The sequence below is a fragment of the Nostoc sp. 'Peltigera membranacea cyanobiont' 210A genome (assembly GCF_002246015.1).
In the GTDB taxonomy this organism is placed as follows: domain Bacteria; phylum Cyanobacteriota; class Cyanobacteriia; order Cyanobacteriales; family Nostocaceae; genus Nostoc.
Genome location: NZ_NOLJ01000004.1, coordinates 646971 through 664645, shown reverse-complemented (window position 1 = coordinate 664645; position 17675 = coordinate 646971). Strand labels below are relative to the sequence as shown.

At 40.2% G+C, this 17675-nt stretch carries 20 protein-coding genes and 2 pseudogenes; 17 read left to right on the top strand and 5 right to left on the bottom strand.

The genetic code is table 11. The features are described 5' to 3' along the window. The first annotated feature begins 195 nt into the window (after positions 1–195). The gene (locus tag CDG76_RS38335) at positions 196–468 is read left to right on the top strand and encodes a hypothetical protein (protein ID WP_223265250.1); all 273 of its coding nucleotides are present in this window, start codon (positions 196–198) and stop codon (positions 466–468) included. A 486-nt stretch (positions 469–954) separates the two neighbouring features. Further along, positions 955–2163: pseudogene (locus CDG76_RS15845) on the top strand (NACHT domain-containing protein); the annotation flags it as partial. A gap of 147 nt (positions 2164–2310) precedes the next feature. Here CDG76_RS15845 and CDG76_RS38330 read toward each other — a convergent pair. Together CDG76_RS38330 and CDG76_RS38325 are read right to left on the bottom strand one after the other, a co-directional pair. Beyond that, complete coding sequence (locus CDG76_RS38330; RefSeq protein ID WP_262984332.1) at positions 2311–2802, bottom strand: transposase family protein; 492 nt, start codon at positions 2800–2802, stop codon at positions 2311–2313. 50 nt (positions 2803–2852) lie between these two features. After that, positions 2853–3233 (bottom strand): helix-turn-helix domain-containing protein, encoded by a 381-nt coding sequence (locus tag CDG76_RS38325; protein ID WP_223265249.1) that lies wholly within the window; start codon positions 3231–3233, stop codon positions 2853–2855. Between the two features lie 52 nt (positions 3234–3285). On the opposite strand from CDG76_RS38325, the pseudogene CDG76_RS15835 reads away from it, so the two are divergent. The 15 genes and pseudogenes from CDG76_RS15835 to CDG76_RS37340 form a co-directional block, all read left to right on the top strand. Next, positions 3286–5103: pseudogene (locus tag CDG76_RS15835) on the top strand (HEAT repeat domain-containing protein); the annotation flags it as partial. 7 nt (positions 5104–5110) lie between these two features. Next, positions 5111–5383, top strand: coding sequence for a DUF6888 family protein (locus CDG76_RS39620; RefSeq protein ID WP_442946376.1), 273 nt, complete (start codon positions 5111–5113; stop codon positions 5381–5383). Next, positions 5367–5615 carry a DUF6887 family protein gene (locus CDG76_RS15825; protein WP_094349921.1) on the top strand — a complete coding sequence of 83 codons (249 nt, stop codon included), beginning with the start codon at positions 5367–5369 and terminating at the stop codon, positions 5613–5615. Before CDG76_RS39620 ends, CDG76_RS15825 begins: the two co-directional genes overlap by 17 nt. A 23-nt stretch (positions 5616–5638) precedes the next feature. Beyond that, positions 5639–5863, top strand: coding sequence for a type II toxin-antitoxin system HicA family toxin (locus CDG76_RS15820; RefSeq protein ID WP_094349920.1), 225 nt, complete (start codon positions 5639–5641; stop codon positions 5861–5863). Continuing rightward, complete coding sequence (locus CDG76_RS15815; protein ID WP_094349919.1) at positions 5860–6084, top strand: type II toxin-antitoxin system HicB family antitoxin; 225 nt, start codon at positions 5860–5862, stop codon at positions 6082–6084. Before CDG76_RS15820 ends, CDG76_RS15815 begins: the two co-directional genes overlap by 4 nt. Before the next feature lie 418 nt (positions 6085–6502). Continuing rightward, entirely contained in the window at positions 6503–6706 is a 204-nt protein-coding gene (locus tag CDG76_RS15810; protein WP_223265248.1) for a hypothetical protein, read from the top strand. 920 nt (positions 6707–7626) lie between these two features. Next, positions 7627–8388, top strand: coding sequence for a serine O-acetyltransferase (gene cysE, locus CDG76_RS15800; RefSeq protein WP_094349917.1), 762 nt, complete (start codon positions 7627–7629; stop codon positions 8386–8388). 111 nt (positions 8389–8499) lie between these two features. After that, complete coding sequence (locus CDG76_RS15795) at positions 8500–8730, top strand: Asr1405/Asl0597 family protein (RefSeq protein WP_094349916.1); 231 nt, start codon at positions 8500–8502, stop codon at positions 8728–8730. Positions 8731–9036: 306 nt separating this feature from the next. After that, positions 9037–9234: a DUF2949 domain-containing protein gene (locus tag CDG76_RS15790; protein ID WP_094349915.1), complete on the top strand. Its 198-nt coding sequence runs from the start codon at positions 9037–9039 to the stop codon at positions 9232–9234. Between the two features lie 371 nt (positions 9235–9605). After that, positions 9606–10739, top strand: a complete 1134-nt coding sequence (nifV, locus tag CDG76_RS15785; protein ID WP_094349914.1) for a homocitrate synthase — start codon at positions 9606–9608, stop codon at positions 10737–10739. Then, positions 10726–11013, top strand: coding sequence for a nitrogen fixation protein NifZ (locus CDG76_RS15780; protein ID WP_094349913.1), 288 nt, complete (start codon positions 10726–10728; stop codon positions 11011–11013). Before nifV ends, CDG76_RS15780 begins: the two co-directional genes overlap by 14 nt. Then, positions 10988–11191 (top strand): putative nitrogen fixation protein NifT, encoded by a 204-nt coding sequence (gene nifT, locus CDG76_RS15775; protein WP_094327371.1) that lies wholly within the window; start codon positions 10988–10990, stop codon positions 11189–11191. The genes CDG76_RS15780 and nifT overlap by 26 nt, the downstream gene beginning before the upstream one ends. Positions 11192–11293: 102 nt before the next feature. Then, complete coding sequence (locus CDG76_RS15770; RefSeq protein ID WP_094349912.1) at positions 11294–11839, top strand: (2Fe-2S) ferredoxin domain-containing protein; 546 nt, start codon at positions 11294–11296, stop codon at positions 11837–11839. 94 nt (positions 11840–11933) lie between these two features. Then, positions 11934–13148: a pentapeptide repeat-containing protein gene (locus tag CDG76_RS15765; RefSeq protein ID WP_143854097.1), complete on the top strand. Its 1215-nt coding sequence runs from the start codon at positions 11934–11936 to the stop codon at positions 13146–13148. A 494-nt stretch (positions 13149–13642) separates the two neighbouring features. Further along, complete coding sequence (locus CDG76_RS37340) at positions 13643–13792, top strand: hypothetical protein (RefSeq protein ID WP_190240862.1); 150 nt, start codon at positions 13643–13645, stop codon at positions 13790–13792. 195 nt (positions 13793–13987) lie between these two features. On the opposite strand, the gene CDG76_RS15755 is transcribed toward CDG76_RS37340, so the two are convergent. The 3 genes from CDG76_RS15755 to CDG76_RS15745 all read right to left on the bottom strand — a co-directional run bounded on the left by CDG76_RS15755 (position 13988) and on the right by CDG76_RS15745 (position 17595). Continuing rightward, a complete protein-coding gene (locus CDG76_RS15755) occupies positions 13988–14917 on the bottom strand; it encodes an XDD3 family exosortase-dependent surface protein (protein ID WP_094349910.1) in 930 nt (309 codons plus the stop codon). A gap of 498 nt (positions 14918–15415) precedes the next feature. Further along, positions 15416–16798, bottom strand: coding sequence for a glycerol acyltransferase (locus tag CDG76_RS15750; RefSeq protein WP_094349909.1), 1383 nt, complete (start codon positions 16796–16798; stop codon positions 15416–15418). A gap of 227 nt (positions 16799–17025) precedes the next feature. Continuing rightward, positions 17026–17595 (bottom strand): Uma2 family endonuclease, encoded by a 570-nt coding sequence (locus CDG76_RS15745; RefSeq protein ID WP_094349908.1) that lies wholly within the window; start codon positions 17593–17595, stop codon positions 17026–17028. Between the last annotated feature and the right edge of the window lie 80 nt (positions 17596–17675).

Genomic DNA, 17675 nt, shown 5'->3' with positions numbered 1-17675 from the left:
AAAGGCAGAGCGATCGCACTTCTCAACTAAAATATTCCTCAAGGTACTTAGCCTCGAAACCATTATGTAGAGCGTCTTAACAGCCTACCTTCTCGGTCAAAAAGCCAAGTTTGTGTTGGAAAAACCCAACGCTGAGGACTTGGTTTTTCTCAAATAGTGGTGATTGATTGCACGTATCCCTTGGTATAACTAGCCGTGGCTCATGGTTGTAGCGAGAGTGAGCGTGCTGTGGGGGAAATTGCGTTGGCGCAGCCCGTCGTAGACATCGCATCTCAAAACTTAGGTAAATGGATTAAGTATGACAATACCGCTCCTCAGCAAATGGGATATGGCGATCGGCACATCGTGGAGGAGTTTCTAAAATGTAATTTTCTTCAGCACAGAGTTGACGTAGTTCGACAAAAGCATCTGCGAGGGAAGAGACTTTTTGTTGCTGATGCCAAGCAAGGAAATCTTGGAAAAGTTTAGGTTCTACGTATCGCAGCAACTAATTTGTCTTGATTGAAGATTAATTGAGGTTCTGATGCTATGGCATCAATTACTTCTGGCAGTTTTTGTTGTGCTTCGTCAAGTTTCCAGTTCATTTGTTTTAAAAGTTTGACTGCTAATTATAACCTAACGTAACTTATACCCATTCTCTATTCCGGTGTCACCAGAGAATGGCTGTATTGGTACGATCTCTCAGGAAAACGCTATCCTATGCCGCAAGAGAGAATTCAAAGTTTCGCAGAGAAATTGCGTAGGCGTAGACATCGTAGTTTCCAATTGATCTGAAAAACCAACGCCAAACCTAACCCCCTAAGCTGCTTCCCAACGCGGGAAGGGGGAAAATTCAAAGTCTCTCCTTTTAGGAGAGAGATTTAGAGAGAGGTTTTCCAAATTCCCTGAAATCTGGAAACATTACTCCAGCTAGTGGATATACTCGTAATCAAACTCTCAACAGAAGCGAGTATTATGCTGGACTGGTTAGCTATTTGGGGTGTAACTCAGGCCGCCGGGTTGATTTTTAAACCCATTCTAGAAGACTTAGCCAAGGATGCTGCTAAAGATTGGGCTAAAGATTTATTAAAAGGCATCCCTGGCAAGCTTTTCCAGAAACTTAAGAAGGAAGATATAGAAATTGCTGCTGGTAAAGCCTTAAAGGAATTTTTGCAACTCATGCAGCAGCAGTTAAAGGTTCGTTGCAAACTTGCTGAAACTGAGATTAAAGAGTACACCACAGACATCAAGAAATTTATCAGTGATAAGTCGGTTACAGAAATTCTTGGTAAGGCTTTTGATATTAATTGTGAATCTCTAGACGCTAAAACCCTAGAAGATAGTTGGAACAGGCTGCAATTAAAACCTCTGCCATCTAAATTTAACTGGCAATCAATTACAGAACAGTATTTAACACAAGTCCAAGAACTTCTTTTAGATTCAAAAGATTTACACCATATCCTCGAATTACAAAAGTTATCTGATATTGAAATAAATACCAAAGAAATTGCTGGTGTTATTGTAGATTTTAATTTAGTTAAATATCAAGAAGGAATCCGCGAACGCTATGGCAATCTCAAGTTAGATAGCTTAGATACTAGCGGCTATGCCTATAACGAACTTAAATTATGGCGGATTTTTACCGCTCAAAATGTCCGGGAAGCTCATCAAGTTTTACCACAAGTTCACGAACTGCCTAAAGAACATCTTAGACGGCTGCGAGAAAGCGACCAAGTAGAAGCAGTTGAATTAGAAGAATTAGAACGCCACAAACGGGTTTATTTTGAACAGCCGATCCGTTCGGTTTTAGATGTTGTCAATAAAAAGCATGATTATAAATATATTGTAATTTTGGGCGATCCTGGTTCAGGTAAGTCTACTTTGTTGCAATTTCTGGCTTTGAATTGGGCGGAGTCTCCACTGGATAATATTATATCATTACCAATTCCGTTGCTAATTGAGTTACGCACTTATATGCGGCGACGGGAAGATAAAGAGTGCAATAATTTTCTAGAATTTTTTCATCAATGTAGTGGTGCAATTCATCATCTCAATCAGCTTGAGCTAGATAAACAATTAAAAGCTGGTAATGCCTTAGTGATGTTTGATGGTTTGGATGAGGTATTTGACCCTGGTAAACGAGAGGATGTAATTACTGATATTCATCGCTTTACTAATAGACATCTCCAAAAACTATCAAAGCTTTGCTGTGACTAGCTCATAATATCTAAGCGCAAGGTTAGCTAACTAGCTAGTCTATACGATAAAATAAGGCTTTGAGATATTTCTTGATAATAATGAGGCAAAAATATGTAGTTATATGCGTTGATTTTAGCCTGATGGCAAAGGAGCTATTGTTGTTGGCAATATTAACGCTCCAATTCGCAATCTGACTAGTCCACAAATTGTCAAAATTACCTCAGCATACTTTTTAGGATTTAATCTAAATCTATCTTGAACAACTCGAAATATTTTGACTGAACGGATTCGGTGTTCAACAAATACTCGTTTGGATGAAAACTCCTTATTTTCTTTTTTCTGGTCAATTGTTAACTTGCTATTTCTCGGTGTTTTAATTGGGGTGTCAATTAAATCTTCTCCTAGATATCCTAAATCCCCCTTAAATTTCTGTTTTGGGTCAAAGTTATCACGGTTTTCTCTAAACAAAATTATGTCGCTTTTTGAACCAGGTTCGCCAGCGATAACATCAACGATATCCCCGGCATGTGGCAAGATAATTATCTGACTTTTAAATGTATGTTTACTTGCCTTTCCTGAATAATATTTTTCTTGCTCTTTATTGTCTCCAGGTCTTTCCCTCACTTGTTCATAGCTATCTACAATTAATTCATATTCTGTCAGTACCTCTTTAACTACTTCATAGTCAGATTCTTTTTTTTTACCTGTTCAATTAAACTAGATGGTAACAATTCTCTCAGTAGTGGCAACCAATAATTAAATGTATCATTTGCTGTGGACTCACTTACTCCAAACTGGATACCCAAAAGTTGAAAAGTTGTCAGATGCCTCAGATATACCAAGGTTAAAATTATTTGTTCTTTGATAGATAACTTTGATTTACGACCTCCACCGCCAGCAATAATTCTAACTTTCTGGGATTCTAACAACGCTTGTTGTTCATTGTGTAATTTTTCCGCATTATAGATTAATTGTTGTAACTGTTCATGCCCCATACCAATTAACCGCTTTGTTTCTTTGGGATTTTCCTCAATGTGATTCAGTATGTCACTCATATTTTTGTGTCGAAAAACTTCTCATGATGTTCTTTTAGCACAGAATATTACTATTTTGGAGATGTCTAATGACTATCCTGATGTGCAGGTAATAGTCACTTCTCGGATTATTGGCTATAAACCGCAACGATTGCTTAATGCTGAGTTTCGCCACTTTATATTACAAGATTTAGACTCAGAACTAATTCAGGATTTTATCTACCGTTGGCATGAGTTAACTTTTACCGATGCAGTTGATAAAGTGAGAAAACGGGAACGGTTGCAAAGAGGAATTGCAGCTTCCAAATCTATTGCAGAATTGGCGGGAAATCCTCTGCTGTTGACGATGATGGCAATTCTTAATCGGAACCAAGAGCTACCAAGAGATAGAGCTACACTTTACGATCAAGCATCGCGGGTACTGCTACATCAATGGGATGTGGAACGCGCTTTGACAGAAGATCAGAGGTTAGACTCCAAAACTATTCATTATAAAGAGAAGCAAGCGATGCTGCGTCAGGTTGCTTATTTTATGCAAACTGCTAATAAAGGTTTGGCAGGTAATTTGATTAATGAAAATGATTTAGTCAAAGTTCTGACTGATTATCTCAAAACCATAGAATTTGATAAACCCAGAGAAGCTGCACGGGTGATGATTAATCAACTGCGGACTCGCAACTTTATGTTGTGTTTCCTGGGTGCGGATTATTATGCTTTTGTACATCGGACATTTTTAGAATATTTCTGTGCTTGGGAGTTTGTCTGGCAGTTTAAAGAAACGCAAACGCTGACTATTGAGGAACTTAAGAATGAAGTTTTTGGCAAACACTGGCAAGATGAAAGTTGGCATGAAGTCTTGCTGCTAATTGCCGGAATGATTGAGCCAATATTTGTTAGCAAAATTCTTGATTATTTAATGGCGCAAGATGGCGAAGAGGAAAAGTTTGTCAATCTTTTTTTAGCGGCTAAGTGTCTTGTAGAGGTGAGAAATCGCTCGGCGATCGCGTCAACAGCTACTCTATTACTTGACAAGCTAAAAGACTTAACTAAATATGACCTCTGGTACTATTACGTCCCCCATCGAGATGAAGAAGCTAAAGTATTTCATGAAATTTGCACTCAAGCAGTCACAGCAATTGCAACGACCTGGCAAGAATCTTCCGACACCAAAACCTGGCTCCAAGAACGCGCTACCCAGGATGATAACTGGGATGTGCGACATACAGCAGTCGAAGAATTAGCGAAGAATTTCAAAGATGACCCCGACACCAAATTCTTTCTCAAAGAACGTGCTACCCAGGATGATGACAACGATGTGCGAGGTGCAGCAGTCCGAGAATTAGCGAAGAACTTCAAAGATGACCCCGACACCAAATTCTTCCTCAAAGAACGCGCTACCCATGATGATGAAAACGACGTGCGATGTGTAGCAGTCCGAGAATTAGCGAAGAACTTCAAAGATGACCCAGACACCAAATTCTTCCTCAAAGAACGCGCTACCCATGATGATGACAACTATGTGCAACGTGTAGCAATCCAAGAATTAGCGAAGAACTTCAAAGATGACCCTGACACCAAATTCTTCCTCAAAAAACTCGCTATCCATGATGATGACAACTATGTGCGAAGTGTAGCAGTCCGAGAATTAGCTAAATACTTTAAATATCAGCTTGAGCTGTTTGACATATACCACAACTGCACTGTTCATGACCCCTTTGAGCGCAAGGAAGAGCATGAAACTAATCCTCGGCGCATTGCACTAGAGATAATTATCAAGCAATTTCCTCAGCATCCCCAGACTTTACCACTGTTGCGCGATCGCGCAGAGAATGACCCAGATAAACAAGTGCGGGAATTTGCTCAGAAGAAGTTAAAGCAGTTGGAAGGGTAAATGTAAGCTGATTTACTATTCACAATTCACAGTAGAAACCGCAAAAGAAAGGCTTACTATTATCTATGTCACAATTGAGGAACAGACAATAAACCCAACTAATGAACAAGCACAAGCCTCTGTGCGAGTCTGCCAAATCTTATCCAATACCTACAAAGATATTCACCTGTTTCGTTTTGATATCCAAACTAGAGATATATATATTTTGGCAGGTGAAAATATTCAAATTATCATACCCCATAATGGAAACTGGAGGTTTTTGAATGAAACCGAACTTTGAAGCGATGACTAGCAAAGAATTAACAGCTTATATACTGGCACACCGAGATGATGATGAGGCTATTCGTGTTTTGTTTAGTCGCCGCAATCCTCCCGATTCGGAAGCAACTTGGTACGGGCCAATGATAGCTGAAGACGGTACGCCGATAGAAGAAAATATTCGCATTGCAGAAGAAGCAATTAGGCAACGCATTGATCAAGCAAATAAAAGCAAGCAAGATTCTCAAAGTTAAGAATAAAAACGCAAGCTGAGGTTATGCCCAAAAAAATTAGAGAACTCAAAAGCTTGTTGCTGCAAGCTGGGTTTACTAATAAACCTGCAAAGGGTAGCCACAGTAAATGGATGCATCCGCAATTGCCTAAAGCTATTATCATCGCTGGTAAAGATGGTAACGATGCCAAACCTTATTTAGAAAAGCAAGTCAATGAAGCACTAGAAGAACTAAATAAAATTAAAGAAGACGAGGAGATAGAAGAATGAAATATACAATCGTGATTCAATGGTCAGAAGAAGACCAATGTTATGTGGTTTTCCTACCTGAGTTTACGAATATAATGCAGCCTTGTACTCACGGAGAGACTTATGAAGACGCTCTACAAAATGCTCAAGAAGTTTTAAAAATGCTGATTGAATCATCTTTGGCTGATGGTGAACCTCTACCAGAGCCTAAAACGCTAGGAAAATCTTTGGAAGTTGCATAGATAAGCAAAGGGAGTAATTGTGCGATCGCTATTGGGAGGTTTTTAAATGCAACCGAATTTTAAAGCAATGACTGGTAAAAAACTGGAGAACAATTCGGCATATCAGATTCTATTAGTCCAGTAATTTGGTTGACGTTGAAGGTGCATGACTGCAACTATTAAAATTTACTGCTCTCTGATGGCATAAATGATTCCATAAGGAAAACTAGCTACGCGGCAGCGTCTTGTATTCTTTGATAATTGAGCCCATGCTTCTGAAAACTGTTCAATACGACTGATAGCGCGTTCAACTTCGGCAAGAAATGCATCCCCCATCTCACGCGCTACAACAGCAGATAATCTCTGTTATGCCTGTATTTTCTGTAACCTGCAAAAAGGCACGGATTTAGGGTCAATTAATTGGCAAACTGGCGAACTTGTGCGGTTTTTTAACCCACGCAGAGACTTTTGGGGCGATAATTTTCGACTAGATGAGGCTGTAATTCAGCATCAAACAGACATTGGTGAAGTTACCGCACGCATCCTAGATTTTAACGGCGATGAAAGAATTGTAGAACGACAAGCTTTGATTGCATCTGGTCAGTATCCTTCAGCATCGGCGCTAAAACAGATAAATAAATAGGTTATGATGTGCGATCGCACTTACCAATGGGAATTCTATACTTAGCAACTATTGCTACTTCACCATTAGAACTCCCAAGGTAAATATATAATCATTAAAGAGCCTTTGAACTCCATTAATGAGTCTTTGAACTCCATTAACAAGTTTCTACAGCTTTTGTGTGTAGTGTAAAATACCTGTCTTAGCATACAGCAATCAGTAATTATTTAATAGACTCTTGCACGAATACAAAACTAGCCCTCATCCCCCAACCCCTTCTCCCAAAATTGGGAGAAGGGGAGACAAATTCAAAGTCCCTCTCCCAAGCTTGGGAGAGGGACTTAGGGTGAGGGCTTTTAATTCATGTAATAAGTCTAATTGCTATGGGAACATTTACCTATTCTGCTGTTCTAAGATTTTGCGATCGCTATTCCCAGACATCTATATAATAAGAAAACAGTTACGATGAGCGATAACTATATTTTGAAACGTATACATACATACAGACAGCAAATCCTAAAAGAAAATAAAGAAACCTGTCTTTCGCCTATCCAAAGAATAAGATACTAATAGTAATAGGATATACAGAAAATAGATTTATAGCCTTACCAAATTCATATTTGAGTGCATCTGAGTACAGCTTAATATATTGCAAAATATCTTGATAAAATCTTAGCAAATGCTTACGGGTAAAGTTTCTTGTAGCGTGAACAGAAATTCTTAACCCCTGCCCCAAAAATACTAGTACCCCCATCATTAAATACTAGCGCCCCTACCCCAAGACAAATTTTAAGTTTATCTGGAGTCGGGGTTTCGGCGTTTGAGTACAACCTCAATCAATCCAATAAATCCAATCAGCATTGGGTTTTCTATCGAGTTGGATGTCACCTGATATAAGCATAAAAATAGCAGATGACTCTTTTACTAGATAGACATTACCGATGCAACAGTCTTTAGACAGTATTAGCGATGTCTCCGACGGGCTTCGCCTACGCCCAAGTACCAAAACGCAGGATTCTGCCCGTACATCCATGCTGAAAAATCTTCTCTCTGGCGTTTTTTTTGAGCCATTATTGAGTGATTTTCGCATTATTTTTGAGCGCGATCCAGCCGCACGTAATTGGCTAGAAGTGGTGTTTTGCTACCCTGGATTGCACGCGCTATGTTTGCATCGTCTTGCTCACTGGTTACATGGTCGAGGAGTCGGTTTTATCCCCCGCTTAATTTCTCATTTGGGGCGATTTTTGACAGGTATTGAAATTCACCCAGGTGCAGAGATTGGTGAGGGCGTGTTTATCGACCACGGAATGGGAGTAGTCATTGGCGAAACTGCGATCGTGGGCGACTATACACTGATTTATCAGGGCGTCACCCTTGGCGGAACTGGTAAAGAAACTGGTAAGCGTCATCCCACAGTCGGCAAAAATGCAGTGATTGGGGCGGGTGCGAAAGTTTTAGGTAATCTGCAAATTGGCGATCGCGTCCGTATTGGCGCAGGTTCCGTTGTCTTGCAGAATGTCCCCAGCGATCGCACTGTTGTGGGAATTCCTGGTCGAATCATTTCTCGGAACGAAAGCGCCAGCCTTTCTCCTTTAGAACATGGAAAGCTACCCGATATGGAAGCAACCGTGATTCGTTCTTTGCTCTCGCGCATTGAAGAACTCGAAAAACAACTGCAAACTTTAAGCGTTAAGAGTCATTAGTCACTTGTACTGAGCGTAGTCGAAGTATTGGTCATTGGTCATTTGCAAATGACAAAGGACAAAGGACAACTGATAAATGACAAAGGACAAAGGACAAAGGACAAATGACAAATGACAAATCACATTTTGCAGATTCCTCTGAGCGATCGCTGGCGAATCTATTACCGTTTGCAAGAGTTAAAAATTGATTGCTCTTGTCCCCCCGATGGTTCTTTACGAGTGCAAGTGAACAATTTGCTGGAAGTAATTCTAATTCGTAGTACACTTATGCAACTTCTTGCTTCTCGTCACGAATTATTAGAATGGCTAGAGCGTTGCTGGCATTACAGTGATGAGTCATGATTATTTCAAAAAGACCTAATTTAGGCACGATTAATCTTGAATTCATGACGCAAGTACTGGACTTCATCCTTTTTGTCCATAGATGCACAAAGCTCAAATAGGTTTAGAGTTTGAAGCTACTGTCCGCTAGCAGAATTTGTTGCAGACTGAGATGGATTAGACGGAGTTTAGATTTTGTTGGGTCTACTTAATCTGAAATTTTCCTGACATATAGCAACAATTAAAAATGCGAAATTCCTAAATATAAATTGGAATTTCTGATTTTTAAATTTTTCCCAAATTAAGAAATTGAAAGTTCAATCACTTATGGCGACTCGGAACAGAGATATAAAACTACTCAATTTTTTGCACAATGAACTTGAACTTTCAAATGCCGATATTGCTGTAGCTCTGCGACACCGTGAATTAGAAAATGGCCCGCTCCCGATGCTCCTTTGGCAGTATGGTTTCGTTGATTTAGAACAGCTAGGAAAGATATTTGATTGGCTAGCAGACCAAAGTTAGTTAATTGAAATCCTGTATCTCTGAGTACCATTACCTGCCTAACTTACACCCACATGCACTAGAAAAGATGAGGTTACGAAGATGATTACATCCTTAATTGCTGGATTTTGCGTATTACTTTGTTCGGGATTTGCTAATAGTTATATTAGTTCATTGCTACTCGAAGACATTTCAACTGACATCGGTAAAAACGATTAGTAATTTATACATTGATTTAGTTCCCTGCCATACAGATGTGATGCTAATAATGGGGCAATAATTAAGGATCATGTATCCTACATTATGAATTGTGATATTTTTAGCATTTACCATCACGAGGGATTGTAGAGGGAAAGGATATTAAGAATACTTCCAAGAGAGGGATATTTGCAATGAATCAAATCATAATTAATGACACTACATTACGTGATGGCGAACAAGCAGCAGGTGTTGCCTTTACTCTACAAGAAAAAGTAGCGATCGCGAAGTTTCTCGATGCTATTGGTATACCCGAATTAGAAGTGGGTATACCGGCAATGGGCGACGAAGAAACCCGTGCGATCGCTGCAATTTCTGACTTGGGTTTACAAGCAAAACTCTTGGGCTGGAACCGTGCTGTCATCTCAGATATCAAGGCTTCCATCGCCTGTGGTTTGAATCGGGTGCATATTGCCATTCCCGTCTCTGGTATCCAAATTGCCACTAAATTTCATGGTCAGTGGCGAGTAAGTTTACAAAAACTCAAAGACTCAATCCACTTCGCCCTCGATCAAGGTCTTTGGGTAGCAGTTGGCGGAGAAGATTCTTCCAGGGCTGATGAAAACTTCCTCTTAGATGTAGCACTTTATGCCCAAGAATGGGGTGCATCCCGTTTCCGTTTCTGCGACACCGTAGGAGTTCTCGACCCCTTTACCACCTACACCAAAGTCCAAAGGCTGGTTTCAGCGTTGACGATTCCCTTAGAAATCCACACGCATAATGATTTTGGTCTGGCAACTGCCAACGCCCTTGCGGGTATCAAAGCCGGAGCTTCATCAGTGAATACCACAGTCAACGGATTGGGTGAAAGGGCAGGAAATGCAGCATTAGAAGAAGTTGTCATGGCAGTCAAACGTATCTACGGCGTTGATTTGGGCATTGACACTCCTAGTTTGCTGGAACTGTCTCAACTAGTTGCAGCCGCATCAGGTGCTAGCGTACCACCTTGGAAAGCGATCGTTGGCGAAAATACTTTTGCTCACGAATCTGGCATCCATGCTCACGGGGTATTGCAAAACCCCATCACCTACGAACCATTTGCACCTGAAGAGGTGGGTTGGGAACGGCGTTTAGTAGTAGGTAAACATTCTGGACGGCATTTGGTTGCTAACTTGCTAGAACAGCATGGAATTTTCTTGAACTCTCAAGAAACCCAATCTGTTTTAGATGCAGTACGCCATCAATCGGTACAGAAAAAACGCAGTTTGACGACAGAAGAATTATTGAATTTGGTCAGAGAACAGAGGTATTCTCATGCAACGCGATGAATTAGAACTGAACTTGCCACCTGCTTTTGAAATTGGTGAAAAAGTCAGAGTTCGTAAACTGCTAAAAAACGATGGTACCTTTCCCGGTAAGGAAGTCGGCCAAGTTTTGGTAAACAAGGGAGATATCGGTTACATAGCGAGTATAGGCACATATTTGCAGACTTCCTATATATATGCTGTGCATTTCTTAGAAACAGGGTTCGTCGTCGGCTGTATGAAAAAAGAACTAGAATCTGTTGAGGAATCTCATGAAAGTAATGCTACGGATGAATGATGCTGGCACTTTAGTAGTTTACGTTGCTAAAAAAGACCTGGAAGAAGAAGTTGTCAAACAAACCGATGGAAATGATGGCAAGATTCTCACCCTAGCAAATGGTTGGGAATTAGAATTTCGTGATTTGCCAGACGCAGCAAATTTACCTCAAACAGTAGAAGCTAAACGCCTCGCTTAAAAACAGTTAGGAGTTAAGAGTTATGAGTTATAAATTTTAACTCCTAACTCCTCACTCCTAACTCTTCGCTTTTAACTCCCCACTCCTAAATTTTTATCAATCATGGGTAACAAGTATTTGACGTTATCAGAATTGAACCTTGAGGGACAGTTACTAGGTTTTGTTGGTGGTGAACCAGGAAAATATAAATACTTGCAATTGGCAGTTCCATCTGGAAATGTAGATATTAAACTGCCTAAAGAGTTACGCCGTTTACTAAGTTCATCCTTAGTTCCTGGCCAGCAAATTCGCATTTGTGGTCATAGTGAGATAGACTCGCGTACAAGTAAAATTAAAATTAAAGCCTATAAGGTGACACCAATTGATGCGTGTCCAAAGCAAGATTTACCACCTCAAACCAAAGCGAGGATTATGGTATGTCAAAAGGGCGGTTGCTTGAAACGTGGTGGTAAAGGCTTATTATCAGAATTAGAAAAAACTTTGTGCGATCGCGGTTTATTAGACAAAGTTACCATTGAACATACAAGTTGTCAAAAATGCTGTGGCAGCGCTCCCAACTGTGTTTTACAGCTTGGTAAAAAGAAATACAAGAATATTCATCCTGATGCGATCGCATCTTTGCTAGAAGGTCACTTAACTTCAGAGTAATAAGCTTCTCTAGCTTTTCTTAAAATTAATACACAAATTTGTAGGGGTAAAATTTTTACCCCTATTTGTTGTAAGTATAGTCTGTATAGCACTCTTGTCAAACTGCGATCGGCTAAGTTATAACTGCCGCACTACTAGTAATACCGAATACAAACAGAGGTTTTATAATTGGGTGAAGTCTTTACAAGAAAAGAAGCGGGTTTGGTCTACCGGGCAAGCATTACTGATAAGCGCTGCTGTTGTGGTTGGTGCTATTGCGATTTATAAAATGCTGTACCCGCTTGAGTGGACTGGTTTTGGACCGGACTCCAATGACTCAGTGACTACAAAGGAAGTAATAAATCCTAAAGACGGAAGAATTATCAAACTCACAGAGATAAGTAAGGATTCTCAACCAGCTAAGACTCTTTGGGATTGGTTAGGCTTGGCTGGTACACTTGCAATTCCGGTTATACTATTCCAGTTTCAGCGCAGTGAGCAACAACAGGCTGAGGAACGAGCTGCGCTTGAAAAACAACAAGTTGAGGAACGAGCCGCGCTTGAAAAACTACAGGCTTCGGAACGAGCTGCACTTGAAAGAGAAATAGCAACCACTAATTTCCGAGAGGAAGCTCTAGAAGTTTATATTGACCGTATGTCGGAATTGCTGATTGATAAAAAATTCAAACTATTGCTCGATCAAAATTTAGAACAATCGCACCCAAAATACTCTCAACTAGATGCAGCACTAAACATAGCACGCGCTAGAACGTTGTCAGTACTGCGGAGGTTGGACAAAGATGGAGAACGCAAAGGAAGCGTTATTCGATTTCTAATCGATGCAGAACTTATAAGCAAGTTAAATTTGAGCGATGCCAACCTCGAAAGTGCCTACCTTGAAAGTGCTTGCCTCGAAAATGCCAACCTCAAAAGTGCCATTTTCATTGATGCCAACCTCTGGAGTGCTAACCTCAAAAGTGCAATTTTTATTGGTGCCTGCTTCTCAAGTGCCAATCTCTCAAGTACCAATCTCTGGGGTGCTTGCCTCGAAGGTGCCTGCCTCTCAAGTGCCAATCTCTCAAGTGCCAACCTCGAAAATGCCAACCTCGAAGATGCCTACCTCTCAAGTGCCAACCTCGAAAATGCCAATCTCTCAAGTGCCAACCTCGAAAATGCCAACCTTGAAAGTACCAACCTCAAAAGTGCTAACCTCAAAAGTGCCAAATTAGAAAAGGCAACTCTAAATGAGGAAACAATCTTACCTGATGGCTCAAAATACCAATCACCAGCCCAGTTAGCCAAGTTTATTAACCCGGATACTGCTTCATAATGAGTATAAATAAAGCTCTGGTGTTATCACTATCGAATTAGTTTCTACATCAACAACGACTTTGTTTCAAGTCAGGTAATATATGGATAAATTCGTTCTTCGGTATATTACATGGAATAGAGCTTTGAATATTCTTTATTACTCAAGTATCAAGAATAATCATTTTTAAAATGTTGATACAATACGAATAGATTCTCTCTTAAGTTCCGGTAATTGAAAATCTCCCAAATTCGCAAAATCCCGCTCAATCATAGTAGTTAAGTTTAAGCGCTCTTCGTGATTTTCTGTTAGAGCCAAACAAAGAATTTCTCTAGCTTCTTCTTCAAGGGAATGACCATGTTTTTCGGCTCGTTTTTAAAGATGAGATTGGGTTTCATCATCAAGATTAGATATAGTAATATTGTTCATAAGCAAGTGATAGTATTTTTGTGAATATAGCATCTGCATTACATATAATCCTGTAAATCTTCTAATGGCTTATCCAAGTCATCAGTATGACACAGCTATATCTAGAGCTTGCAGATGAACTAGCAGCTTGTCTGCTTGTGTTTGAAAAATGTCATGAGCGTTACCGAGATTCTTTAGATAATTGCCTGAGTAGTTTTGTATTTGATAACTATCTTAGAAAAAAATGCCCTGGCTAAAAAGTAAGGGCATTGAAATTTACCTATTTAATATTTAGTGAGTAAATCTATACAGCTTGGGATACTTTTCGCTTAAGCTTCATCCAAAATTCCATTACTCCAGCGATCATTTATATGAGAGAAAATAGTTTTTTATCTTGTGTATAATCACTGAAGATAAATCAAGCCGTATTGCGAATAGTATCCACCCAATTGCTATGCTAATTTTTTGCGTAGCTTGCTACTAGCCAAAGCCAGACCGACGATTCCTAAACCAGCGAGACTAGCAGGCTCAGGAGTCGATTGCACAATAGAAGATTTCTTGAATTCAAATGCAATGGTTTGTGTGCCGTTAAATTTGCTGGCATTATAGCCAGTGGTTAGCAACTGCTGCGTTACATTACCTTGTGCTAGGAACGAGATTCCACTCAGATAATTTCCAGACTTGATGACATTGAGATTAAATGTATTGTCCTTGCCGTTATTAGTAAAATAACTACTGGTCAAATCACCATAACCGACAATACCACCACCTTGTTTTACCTGACTTTCGTAAGAATTCCCTCCTCCTGCTAAACCACCATATGTAGCAACAGTGTAGCCTTCTTTGATATTAGTAACTGTCTTTGCCTGAACACCACTATAAACACCTAGTTGTTGTACCCCTGAAGCATTCGCTGAAGCGAAATGAATACCAAACAAATCGCCGCTGCTCATAGCATTGTCAAAGGTCTTACCGGCCATGTTGAAGAACAAATCACCATATCCAATCTGACCGCCTGTAGCACCCTGTTCAGCCTCTCCTGTTAACTTCATATTGCCATTGATTGCCACAATGACGCTGGTAGCAGTTTCTTTGATAGCCATACCAGAGATATCGTAGGGATTTACTTTTCCTGCCGCGGCACCAACCCAGTAATTCCCGTTCATCCCATCTTTGTTTGAATCAAATGCATACTGCCACCCGCTAGCATCAGTGGAGTTTTGACCCATCAAAAGGCCGGTAGTGTCGTTCATACACTCCAAAGATATGCTAAATGCTGTTCCCTTTAAGTCTGAGGCATAGGCTCCTTGACCAGCCACAAAGAAGATTCCAAAAGTAGCAATACCAACCTTCAGGAAATTGAATAAGTTTTGAGTTTTCATTATTTATAAATTGATTGATTTAGAGAATCACAATTTTTTGGACTTCTCTATTTATAATTGGAATTAAAAAAATAGAAAAGCGTGATTTTTCTGAAAATATAATTTGGATAACTTAACGTTAATTTTATAAAACTCAAATAAAAAATGACATATTTAGTTACAATTGCCTTTATCTAACCCAATTGTATTAAAGTGAAATAGCAGCAAAGGCAAGCAGGTCTAGCAGCCTACGATTTTCTGCACCCATTTATTTAGACAGTTTTGAAAAAGTTTTGGGTTTGTGCAAGCTTAATAAACCATATCCGCCTAGCATCTCCGTACTGAGCATCTAAACGCGCGATCTACTTTAGAAAGTAATATCCGATTCGGATGAACACTTGGGCATTTACATTGCACCTTGCTATTTAAGGGAGTCAGGGGGCAGGGGTCGAAATGAATAAGCCTCCTGACGACTGACACCTTTATTCTGGTTCCTAGCAAAAAATGCAACCTTTCTAATCAAATCAAACCTTCCAACGCGTGTTGTAAATCGTTTGTGACATCAGCAACAGCTTGTCTAGCACCCAAACGATTTTCCTTATACGTTGAGTAATGCTCAGAAATAGATATGGGTTCACCCACAGTAATCTTTACTTTTTGCTTACTTAATTGGGGACGCTGTACAGTTTTATTGCCTTTGATTTTAGCAATCATCTGCCATAAAATTAAAGTCGTCTCAGCAAACCTTTCTGCTGTTGGATTTTCACGAATATAATTACCAGAAACTGCCACAAAACTTTCTACTAAACGCATGTGCCACATCCGCGCATTCGCTTCTTCTGCAACGCGATCGCCTAAAGCTCTTTCAACCGCAGACACTCCTTTTACATCCTTAAATTCTTCTCTAAATATATAATTCCAACCTGCTTGCTCGACTCGCCGACAACGATCGCTCAAACTACCTTTTGACTGCAAATTAAAATACTGTTCTGAGATTAACAGCGCTGCATTTAATAAAGCTTGTAAACGAACTGCTAATGCTTCATTTCTATCTGGAATTTGCCCGTTGACAATCTTAGGATCTGGCAGTTTTTGATGATAAAACCGGGTGTAAAATTCTTCCATGAGCAAAAGTAAATGTTCTGCCAAAGTCAACAACCGGGGATAAAGCGACTCCACAGAAGCATTTTCTGCTGAATTCACAGGTAAACCACTAGCCGCTTCCAATTCACTTAAAAGATTGGCGATCGCATCCCAAGGAGCATCAACGTAACTATATTTAATCCCAACTGGTACAATTAGAACCTCTTGGTCACGTCCAGCTTTGTGCAAATCTTCAGCACACCAAAAGCCTAATTGGGCAATACCAGGTTCTAACGGGCTAATATTCTCTGATAAACCATTGGTAGCACCTTCAGGCGCAGCCGCCATCGGGAATTTCCCATTGGCAAACAACTCACGCGCCGAACGTAACCCCGTCCAGTCAGCTTTACCTCGCTGAATCGGAGTACCACCTAAATGAGAAGCAATCCAGCCAACGTGGGCACCTGCCCAGAGAGGAATGCCGCGATCGTAGATAAAATGAGCGTGAATGGGATGTTGTAGTGTTGTACCTTGCGATCGCGCTGTCTTTGGTACGAGTTGAGATAGCAAGTAACCCAAACAAAACGGATCGTCTGTTTTCGGATGGCGAAATGCCAGCATAAAACGGATCTTATCCTCCTGAAACTGGCGATAGAGATCCACCAGAACTTCTACGTTATCTGCTTCAATTTGGGTAATAGGTGTTTGCCATTTTATCCAACTGGGTAGCAAAAGATGGACAACTCGTAGCAATAAAGGGTTAAACGCCGGAGGAATAAATTCTAAGGGTGCTTGTGCTTGATAAATTACATCTGCCAAAGTAGTTTCTCCTAAAGATGCCCTGATTCTAATCGCCTGATGGTTATTTCTTTTAAGCTATCTTAGCTGCTGTAATATGTCCTGACGACTAGAAGTCACAGCCACACACGACAAAATCTGCTTAGGCAGGTTCTTCTAATGAAGCGCACCTACGCAGACTTATAGAGTATTTTTTACTGCTATGGAAAGTATGGGCAGATAGTGGAGTTTAGCGGCACTTGCAAATCTTAATAACAAGAAAGACTCAAGCTAAATCCTGGCAATACATCTTCACCCGATAATTGTGTGGGTAGATTTCGCACTTCCGTATCTTGTTTTTGGCGATAAATTTCCACTTGTTGCTGTTGGGGGTTAATTAACCATGCCAATTGCACCCCTGCATCTATATATTCCTGCATTTTGGAACGCAACATTTCCAAATCATCCGTTGCTGACCTTAATTCAATGACAAAATCGGGTGCAATGGGGGGAAATTTGCGTCTTTGTTCAGGTGTAAGTGCTTGCCAACGTTCTCGTTGAATCCAAGCAGCATCTGGAGAACGGTCAGCACCATTAGGTAATTTGAATATAGTAGAAGAACTGAAGGTAAATCCAAGGCCAGTTTGCCGATTCCAGATTCCCAAATCAATAATTAAATCTGCTTCTCGATTGCCGCTTTCACCTCCAACGGGGGACATAATGATTAATTCTCCCTTGGTAGTGCGTTCAAATTTCAATTCGCGGTTATTTTGGCATAAGTGATAAAATTGTTCGTCACTCAGGTGAACAGTGTCTAGTTTTAATGTCAAATGACTCATAACCTAGACCTAGATTAAATAGTTGCAAAGATTATATCATGCCATATCTTAACGGCTGTAAGATGCCGATCGCGCTTGCG

Coding starts and splice junctions, on each gene's coding strand:
- nifT (WP_094327371.1), top strand. CDS start 10,988: ATGAAAGTAATGCTACGGATGAATGATGCTGGCACTTTAGTAGTTTAC.
- CDG76_RS15755 (WP_094349910.1), bottom strand. CDS start 14,917: ATGAAAACTCAAAACTTATTCAATTTCCTGAAGGTTGGTATTGCTACT.
- CDG76_RS15745 (WP_094349908.1), bottom strand. CDS start 17,595: ATGAGTCATTTGACATTAAAACTAGACACTGTTCACCTGAGTGACGAA.
- cysE (WP_094349917.1), top strand. CDS start 7,627: ATGCAACAGTCTTTAGACAGTATTAGCGATGTCTCCGACGGGCTTCGC.
- CDG76_RS37340 (WP_190240862.1), top strand. CDS start 13,643: ATGACACAGCTATATCTAGAGCTTGCAGATGAACTAGCAGCTTGTCTG.
- nifV (WP_094349914.1), top strand. CDS start 9,606: ATGAATCAAATCATAATTAATGACACTACATTACGTGATGGCGAACAA.
- CDG76_RS38325 (WP_223265249.1), bottom strand. CDS start 3,233: ATGAGTGACATACTGAATCACATTGAGGAAAATCCCAAAGAAACAAAG.
- CDG76_RS15795 (WP_094349916.1), top strand. CDS start 8,500: ATGACAAATCACATTTTGCAGATTCCTCTGAGCGATCGCTGGCGAATC.
- CDG76_RS15770 (WP_094349912.1), top strand. CDS start 11,294: ATGGGTAACAAGTATTTGACGTTATCAGAATTGAACCTTGAGGGACAG.
- CDG76_RS15780 (WP_094349913.1), top strand. CDS start 10,726: ATGCAACGCGATGAATTAGAACTGAACTTGCCACCTGCTTTTGAAATT.
- CDG76_RS15820 (WP_094349920.1), top strand. CDS start 5,639: ATGCCCAAAAAAATTAGAGAACTCAAAAGCTTGTTGCTGCAAGCTGGG.
- CDG76_RS15790 (WP_094349915.1), top strand. CDS start 9,037: ATGGCGACTCGGAACAGAGATATAAAACTACTCAATTTTTTGCACAAT.
- CDG76_RS15815 (WP_094349919.1), top strand. CDS start 5,860: ATGAAATATACAATCGTGATTCAATGGTCAGAAGAAGACCAATGTTAT.
- CDG76_RS15825 (WP_094349921.1), top strand. CDS start 5,367: ATGAAACCGAACTTTGAAGCGATGACTAGCAAAGAATTAACAGCTTAT.